Raw genomic sequence first — 6861 nt, 5'->3', positions numbered from 1 at the left:
TACTTCCAGTCCATGGCCTGGGCACCGGGCATGTCGCTCCTGTCGAAATGGTGGCCCAGTCAGCGCCGCGGCTTTGCTGCCGGCTTTGCCAACGGCTTTGCCGGATTTGGCCAGGCCGTCTGCATGGGCGTCGTCATGGTCGTCTTCGCCGTTATGCCCCAGGAAGGCTGGCGGGCTGCCTTCCTCTATCCCGGCCTCATTGCCGTCGTCATTGCCGTCATCTACGGCCTGGCCGTCAAGGCAAGTCCCCAGAACGTCGGCCTTCCTGCCTATGTCGACGACGCCGTCAATGTATCGTCAGAATTAAAGCTCCAGGCCGATTTGCAGGGAAAAAGCAAACTCTATCCCTACCTGTATTTACTGAAAAAATGGAAGTTCGATATCTGGCTGGTCATCATCGCCCTGAGCAGTATTGCCCGGTACGGCCTGCTCAACTGGATTCCCCTGTACTTCACCAATACGATGGGCATGGATATTAAAGACGGCCTTATTGAAGGACTGCTCCTGTCCATCGGCATGGGCGCCGGCACGCTGGTCATTCCGGCGCTGAGTGACAAATACTGCCGTCACGACCGGCTGCCGGCTGTACTGCTCTGCGCCGTCGTCGGCGGTCTGTGCATCCTGCTGTTCATGTTCTCTCAGACCATGCTGCTCATCGATGTCCTGCTGTTTACGGCCGGCTTCTTCCTCTATGCCATTAACGGCCTCGTATGGCCCTTTGCCATCGATATCGGCGGCCGCCAGCTGTCTGGCACGGCCAGCGGCATTCTCGACTTCGCCGCCTATCTGGGCGCTGCCGTACAGGCCATTGTCTTCGGACTTTTCCTCGGCGGCGGCAACTGGAACATGCTCTTCGCCGCTATTACCTTCGTCTGCGTCGCTATGGCAATCCTCGCGGTTGCTGCAGCCAGAAATACAAAACGCGCCGCTGCTGCTGAACCGGCAGTCTTGGACGACGCGAAAAAAGTAATGTAAGTATCACGTACTGTTAAGGAGGATTTCAAATTATGTTAGACATTTCCACACTTCCCAAAATCAAACGCAATATTCTGCTCAATCCCGGTCCCGCCACGACGACGGATACCGTAAAATACGCCCAGGTCGTTCCCGATATTTGCCCGCGGGAAAAAGAATTTGGCCATATTATGAAAGAACTGGGCGAATCGCTGGTCAAAATCGCTCACGGCGACCTGAACAAATACACAGCTGTATTGTTCTGCGGCTCCGGCACGCTGAACATCGACGTATGCGTCAATTCCCTCGTACCGGCAGGCAAGAAAATCCTCGTTCTCGACAATGGCTCCTATTCCAGCCGGGCTGCCGACGTCTGCCGCTACTATCATATCGACCATGTTGACCTGAAATTCTCCTATACGGAACCGATTGACGTAGCCAAAGTCAAAGAAGTTCTCGATGCTGATACGAATCACGATATTGCCGTCGTCTACTGCTGCCATCACGAAACGGGGACAGGCGTGCTGAACCCGATCCGCGCTATCGGCAAGGCCGCTCATGAACACGGCTGCACCATGATTGCCGACACGACATCGTCGTACGCCATGGTCCCCATTGACCTGGAAAAAGACAACCTGGACTTCATTATGGCGTCGGCTCAGAAAGGCATCATGGCCATGACAGGCCTGTCCTTCGTCATCGGCAACACGGCCCTGATGGAAGAATCCAAGAATTATCCGACCCGTTCGTACTACACCAATCTATACATGCAGTATAGCTTTATCCGCGACAAAGGAGAAATGCATTTCACGCCGCCAGTACAGACGATTTACTCGGCCCTGCAGGGGATTAAAGAATATTTTGCCGAAGGGGAACAGGGCAAATGGGAACGCCATCAGGCCGTATGGAAGGAACTGGTCAAGGGAGCAGAAACCTTTGGCTTCAAGCCGCTCATTAACCTGGATTACCAGTCCCGTCTGGTCCTGGCCCTGATGTACCCGGACGACCCGAATTTCACCTTTGAAAAGATGCACGATCTGCTCTATGATAAGGGATTTACCATTTATCCCGGCAAGGTATCCGATTTCCATACGTTCCGCCTGTGCTCCCTCGGCGCCATTTACCCCGATGACATTAAGAGCTTCTGGGCTGCCATGAAAGACGTACTGGCTGAAATGAACGTAGCCGTTCCCGTTCGCTATGATAAGTAATTCTGTGTTTTCGTACTGAAAGGAGTTTTGACGATGCTGCAAGCAGCCGCCTTACCTGTATATGATTCCATTATGAGTGCCGTGCAGCAGGCCGGCTGCCGCCGCCCGCTCCTCGTATGCGGCCATTCCTTTATGAAGAATCCGGCCTATGACAAACTCGTCCACAGCCGGGATATTACGGCTGTTCCCTTCCATGATTACGAACCGAATCCCAAGTACGAATCGGTCGTAAAAGGGCTCCATCTGTTCCAGGAACAGCACTGTGACATGCTCGTATCCGTCGGCGGCGGCAGTCCCATGGACGTGGCCAAAAGCATTAAAGCCTTTGACGGCATGGCGGCAGATACGCCGTATATTACGCAGTCCATTACGGCTAATTCCATCCCCCATCTGGCTGTGCCGACGACTGCCGGGACCGGCAGCGAAGCTACCCATTTTGCCGTCGTCTACTATGAAGGCAAGAAGTATTCCGTGGCTCACGAAAGTCTGACGCCAGATTATGTCGTCCTCAATCCGACGCTCCTGTCCGGACTGCCGCTGTACCAGCGCAAGGCTACCATGCTCGACGCCCTGTGCCATGCCATCGAATCGTACTGGTCCGTCCGCGCTACGCCGGAAAGCCAGAAACTGGCCGGCGAAGCCATTGAGACTTTCCTGTCTGCCTATAAAGGCTATCTGAATGACACCGTCGAAGGGAACCGGGCCATGCTCCACGCCGCCAATCTGGCCGGAAAGGCCATCAACATGACCACGACGACAGCAGCCCACGCCATGAGCTACAAGCTGACCGGCCTGTACGGCATTGCCCACGGTCACGCTGCCAGCCTGTGCCTTACCCGGCTCTGGCCGTATATGCTGACCCATCTGGATCAGACGGCTGATGCCCGCGGTGCCGATTACGTGGCCAGGACGTTTCAGGAACTGGCAGCACTCCTGGGCCAGCCCTCGCCGGAAGAAGGGGCCCGTTTCATGAGCAGCCTTATGCGCTCCCTGGATCTGCCTGTGCCGACACTCCGTTCCCAGCAGGATCTGGATCTGCTCAGCCGGTCAGTCAACCTGCAGCGCCTGTCCAACAATCCCGTTGCCCTGCAGTACGACGATCTGTATTCCCTGTACCAGACGATGTTGTGCCGGGAAAACTGATATACACACATACGCAGGCCCCAGCGCCGTCCGAAAGGCGGCGCTGGGGCCTGCTTTTTCTGTATGGAAACACCCGCAAAAGGAGTTTCTGCAAGGTCTGTTACCCTTCTACGCTGGCAATGCCGCGTTTCAGAGCATCCATATTCAGGGGCACGAGTTTTGCCTTCTTGCCCGTAAACATTTCATGAATCATGTTTTCAATCGTTTCTACTTTCAGCACTTTCGTCGCGCCTACGTAGGCACCGAGCATGACCATATTGCTGACTTTGGCGTTGCCGATTTCGCGGGCAATATCGTCGCACGGCACATAGTGGACAGTCACATCGTCACGGTCTACTTTATCAGGAACAATGCTGCTGTTAATGAAGATAGTGCCGCCTTTCTGTACCTGGGGGCCGAATTTTGCCAGAGCCGCACGGTTCATGACGACGATTTCCGACGGATGTTCTACCAGAGGCGAGCCAATGCGTTCGTCACTGATAATGACCGTACAGTTTGCCGTGCCGCCGCGCATTTCCGGGCCATACGACGGTACCCATGAAACCTGCAGATCTTCTTCCAGGCCTGCTTCTACCAGGTTTTTACCGATCGACATAACGCCCTGGCCGCCAAAACCGGAGAGGATAATTTCGTGTTTCATCTTATTGCACCTCCGTATCTTTGATTACGCCGAGAGGATAGTAGGCTGCCATGTTTTCCATGAGCCATTTATTCGCTTCATGAATGTCCATGCCCCAGTTCGTCGGGCAGGCACACAGAACTTCAATAAACGTAAAGCCGTCGCCGTTCATCTGCCGCTTAAAGGCTTTCTGAATAGCTTTTTTCGCCTTGACCAGGTGGGGAATATCGACGACGCAGACCCGTTCTGCATAGACGAGGCCGTCCAGGGTGGAGAGCATTTCAGCTACCCGCATGGGCTTGCCGGCCTGTTCGACGGTCCGGCCCAGAGGAGCTGTTGTCGCTTTCTGGCCGATCAGGGTCGTCGGCGCCATCTGGCCGCCAGTCATGCCGTAAATGGCGTTGTTAATGAAAATAGTCGTGAATTTTTCGCCGCGCATAGCTGCATGTACGATTTCTGCCGCGCCAATGGAGGCCAGGTCGCCGTCGCCCTGATAGGTGAATACAGGGACGTTGGGATGGGTGCGCTTGACTGCCGTAGCTACAGCAGGTGCACGGCCATGAGCGGCTTCAATCATATCGCAGGCAAAATAGTTGCCGGCAAAGACGGAACAGCCGACGGGACATACGCCGATAGTCGTGCCGATAGCGTCCATTTCTTCCAGCGTTTCTGCTACTAATTTATGTACAATACCGTGGCTGCAGCCGGGGCAATAATGCAGTTCCGTATCCTGCAGTCCTTTGGACTTTGCATATATCGTCTTCATATTACTGTACCTCCCCCATTGCTTTTTCTGCTGCCGTTTCAATTTCCGATACGGTCGGAATCATGCCGCCGAACCGGCCATAGAAGCGAACCGGTTTCTTTTCGGCTACTGCCAGATTGACGTCGTCCAGCATCTGACCGGTGCTCATTTCCACGTCGAGAATGACCTTGATCGAATCCTGTACAGCCAGTTCTTTCAGGCGCTTCGTCGGGAAAGGCCACAGCGTAATGGGACGGAACACGCCGGCTTTGATTCCTTTTTTGCGAAGATTTTCCGCAGCTGTAATGGCAATACGGGCCGGTGTGCCATAAGCCGTAATCAATACTTCTGCGTCGTCTGTCATCAGTTCTTCCCAGCGGACTTCTTTTTCTTCAATTTCATGATACGTGTCGAGGAGTTCCTGATTATGCTTTTCACAGGCCGGCGCATCGATGAGCAGGGAGTTGATAAAGTTGTTGTGATCCCGGTCGCCGCGGCCGCTGGCAGCCCAGTCTTTTGCCGGCAATTCCCGTTTTTTGATATCGTGCCAGACAATCGGTTCCATCATCTGCCCAATAAGGCCGTCAGCCAGTACAACGACAGGCGTGCGGTACTGATCGGCAATGTCGAAGGCTTCCTGTACGAGGTCGACAGCTTCCTGCAGATTGGCCGGTGCCAGGACAGGCGTACGATAGTCGCCGTTGCCGCCGCCGCGGGTTGCCTGATAGTAATCGGCCTGCGACGGCTGAATGGAGCCCAGGCCCGGTCCGCCGCGCATGACGTTGACGATAACAGCCGGCAGTTTGGCGCCTGCTGTATAGCTGATGCCTTCCTGCTTCAGGCTCACGCCGGGAGACGACGAAGACGTCATGGCGCGAATGCCCGTAGCAGCTGCGCCGTATACCATGTTAATAGCGGCCACTTCCGATTCAGCCTGGACAAATACGCCGCCAGCTTCAGGCATTTTCAGGGACATATATTCAGGAATTTCATTTTGCGGGGTAATAGGATAGCCAAAGAATCCACGACAGCCTGCACGAATAGCGGCTTCGGCAATGGCTTCACTACCCTTCCAGATTTCTCGTTTCATGGATATGGTTCACTCCTTCTCTCAGTCGTCTTTTTCAACAGTAATAATCGAATCCGGACAGATTCTTGCGCAGCTTGCGCAGCCGATGCAAAGGGATTCGTCCGTACAGGTTGCCGGCCGGTAGCCTTTAATATTCGTGCCTTCTTCCAGGGCCAGAATATGTTTGGGACAAACGCCGATGCACAAACCGCAGCCTTTGCAGCGCTCTTTTCTGAAGGTCAAATGCATTGCCATAGGTAAAACGTCTCCTTTCTTTTGCGGGTAACTCATTCCCAGGGTTTCTTCATGTACAAGGTCATAGGGAATACAGGGGTTATAAACTCCGAAGCCTGTTCTGCCAGTGATAGGGGGACAGCATGGCAGATCACAGGGATTCCGGTTAGTTCCGATACTTTTTCCGTCAGCGCCGCGCCGGAACGGATGTCATCCAGTTCCGTAAGGTGACAGCAGTGGGTATTATTAATAAGCCCGTCTACCGTCATGCCTGACGCTTTTTCAATATTCTTCACATAAGCCGCCGCTTTTTCCGGCGTATCCGATAAAGGCCGGTTGCCGTTTACGACGCAGAGAACGCGGGCGCCGCATTTCCTGAGCTGATGGCGGTACCGGGCCAGTACGCGGGCGCCGGAAGGATCGCCGCCAATATCCAGAACGCCGCAGAGCTGCGGATTGTCAAACAGGGCAAACACGTCAGGCGGCATGGAAGGCAGGTCTGCATCCATCTGGCTTTGGGAGCTGGCTATGAGCCGGCCGCCGTGGGCCTCAATAAGGTCCTTGCATTCGCGGGACCGAAAATAGGGATCGACTACATCCAGATCAGCCAGGGCAAAAGGCTTTCCTTCTTTGGCAATGGCCATGGCCAGGTTGACGGCCACTTCGGTTTTACCGCTGCCAAAATGTCCGACAATGACGGTCAGACGTGCGGCATCTATCCAATTCTGCATGATCTGTGCTCCTTTCATGCATCCTTCTCGATGTGTGTTTTATCATAATTTTGATGAGTATTTTGTATTCGTAATCATTGTAATGACTTTTCGTTATTTATATTATAGTCCTGTTGGAATATTTTTGCAAGCTATATCTAAGTAAAACGTTCATC

The 6861-nt window shown here is 54.0% G+C and carries 8 protein-coding genes; 3 read left to right on the top strand and 5 right to left on the bottom strand.

Going from position 1 to position 6861, the window contains the following annotated elements:
- The 3 genes from Q3886_RS07300 to Q3886_RS07290 all read left to right on the top strand — a co-directional run.
- On the top strand, positions 1-975 hold a 975-nt coding region (locus Q3886_RS07300; protein WP_301860635.1), incomplete at its 5' end, for an MFS transporter.
- A 32-nt stretch (positions 976-1007) separates the two neighbouring features.
- Positions 1008-2165 (top strand): 2-aminoethylphosphonate aminotransferase, encoded by a 1158-nt coding sequence (locus Q3886_RS07295; RefSeq protein ID WP_301860634.1) that lies wholly within the window; start codon positions 1008-1010, stop codon positions 2163-2165.
- A 33-nt stretch (positions 2166-2198) separates the two neighbouring features.
- Positions 2199-3308, top strand: coding sequence for a phosphonoacetaldehyde reductase (locus tag Q3886_RS07290; RefSeq protein ID WP_301860633.1), 1110 nt, complete (start codon positions 2199-2201; stop codon positions 3306-3308).
- Between the two features lie 100 nt (positions 3309-3408).
- On the opposite strand, the gene Q3886_RS07285 is transcribed toward Q3886_RS07290, so the two are convergent.
- The 5 genes from Q3886_RS07285 to Q3886_RS07265 are packed head-to-tail and all read right to left on the bottom strand — an operon-like array spanning position 3409 to position 6706.
- Positions 3409-3948, bottom strand: a complete 540-nt coding sequence (locus tag Q3886_RS07285) for a 2-oxoacid:acceptor oxidoreductase family protein (RefSeq protein ID WP_301860632.1) — start codon at positions 3946-3948, stop codon at positions 3409-3411.
- 1 nt (position 3949) lies between these two features.
- Positions 3950-4693, bottom strand: a complete 744-nt coding sequence (locus tag Q3886_RS07280; protein WP_301860631.1) for a thiamine pyrophosphate-dependent enzyme — start codon at positions 4691-4693, stop codon at positions 3950-3952.
- A gap of 1 nt (position 4694) precedes the next feature.
- On the bottom strand, positions 4695-5762 hold the full coding sequence (locus Q3886_RS07275) for a 3-methyl-2-oxobutanoate dehydrogenase subunit VorB (protein WP_301860630.1): 1068 nt from the start codon (positions 5760-5762) through the stop codon (positions 4695-4697).
- 21 nt (positions 5763-5783) lie between these two features.
- Positions 5784-5996, bottom strand: coding sequence for a 4Fe-4S binding protein (locus Q3886_RS07270; RefSeq protein WP_301860629.1), 213 nt, complete (start codon positions 5994-5996; stop codon positions 5784-5786).
- Positions 5997-6028: 32 nt separating this feature from the next.
- Complete coding sequence (locus Q3886_RS07265) at positions 6029-6706, bottom strand: hypothetical protein (protein ID WP_301860628.1); 678 nt, start codon at positions 6704-6706, stop codon at positions 6029-6031.
- Positions 6707-6861: the final 155 nt, after the last annotated feature.

The sequence above is a fragment of the uncultured Megasphaera sp. genome, from assembly GCF_958350005.1.
GTDB lineage: Bacteria > Bacillota > Negativicutes > Veillonellales > Megasphaeraceae > Megasphaera.
Note: the sequence above shows the minus strand (reverse complement) of the source record. Positions and strands in the feature narration are given on the sequence as shown.

What these genes read in the sequence shown, in the direction of transcription:
- Q3886_RS07275 (WP_301860630.1), bottom strand. Translation starts at nt 5,762, where the DNA reads ATGAAACGAGAAATCTGGAAGGGTAGTGAAGCCATTGCCGAAGCCGCT.
- Q3886_RS07265 (WP_301860628.1), bottom strand. Translation starts at nt 6,706, where the DNA reads ATGCAGAATTGGATAGATGCCGCACGTCTGACCGTCATTGTCGGACAT.
- Q3886_RS07270 (WP_301860629.1), bottom strand. Translation starts at nt 5,996, where the DNA reads ATGGCAATGCATTTGACCTTCAGAAAAGAGCGCTGCAAAGGCTGCGGT.
- Q3886_RS07280 (WP_301860631.1), bottom strand. Translation starts at nt 4,693, where the DNA reads ATGAAGACGATATATGCAAAGTCCAAAGGACTGCAGGATACGGAACTG.
- Q3886_RS07285 (WP_301860632.1), bottom strand. Translation starts at nt 3,948, where the DNA reads ATGAAACACGAAATTATCCTCTCCGGTTTTGGCGGCCAGGGCGTTATG.
- Q3886_RS07290 (WP_301860633.1), top strand. Translation starts at nt 2,199, where the DNA reads ATGCTGCAAGCAGCCGCCTTACCTGTATATGATTCCATTATGAGTGCC.
- Q3886_RS07295 (WP_301860634.1), top strand. Translation starts at nt 1,008, where the DNA reads ATGTTAGACATTTCCACACTTCCCAAAATCAAACGCAATATTCTGCTC.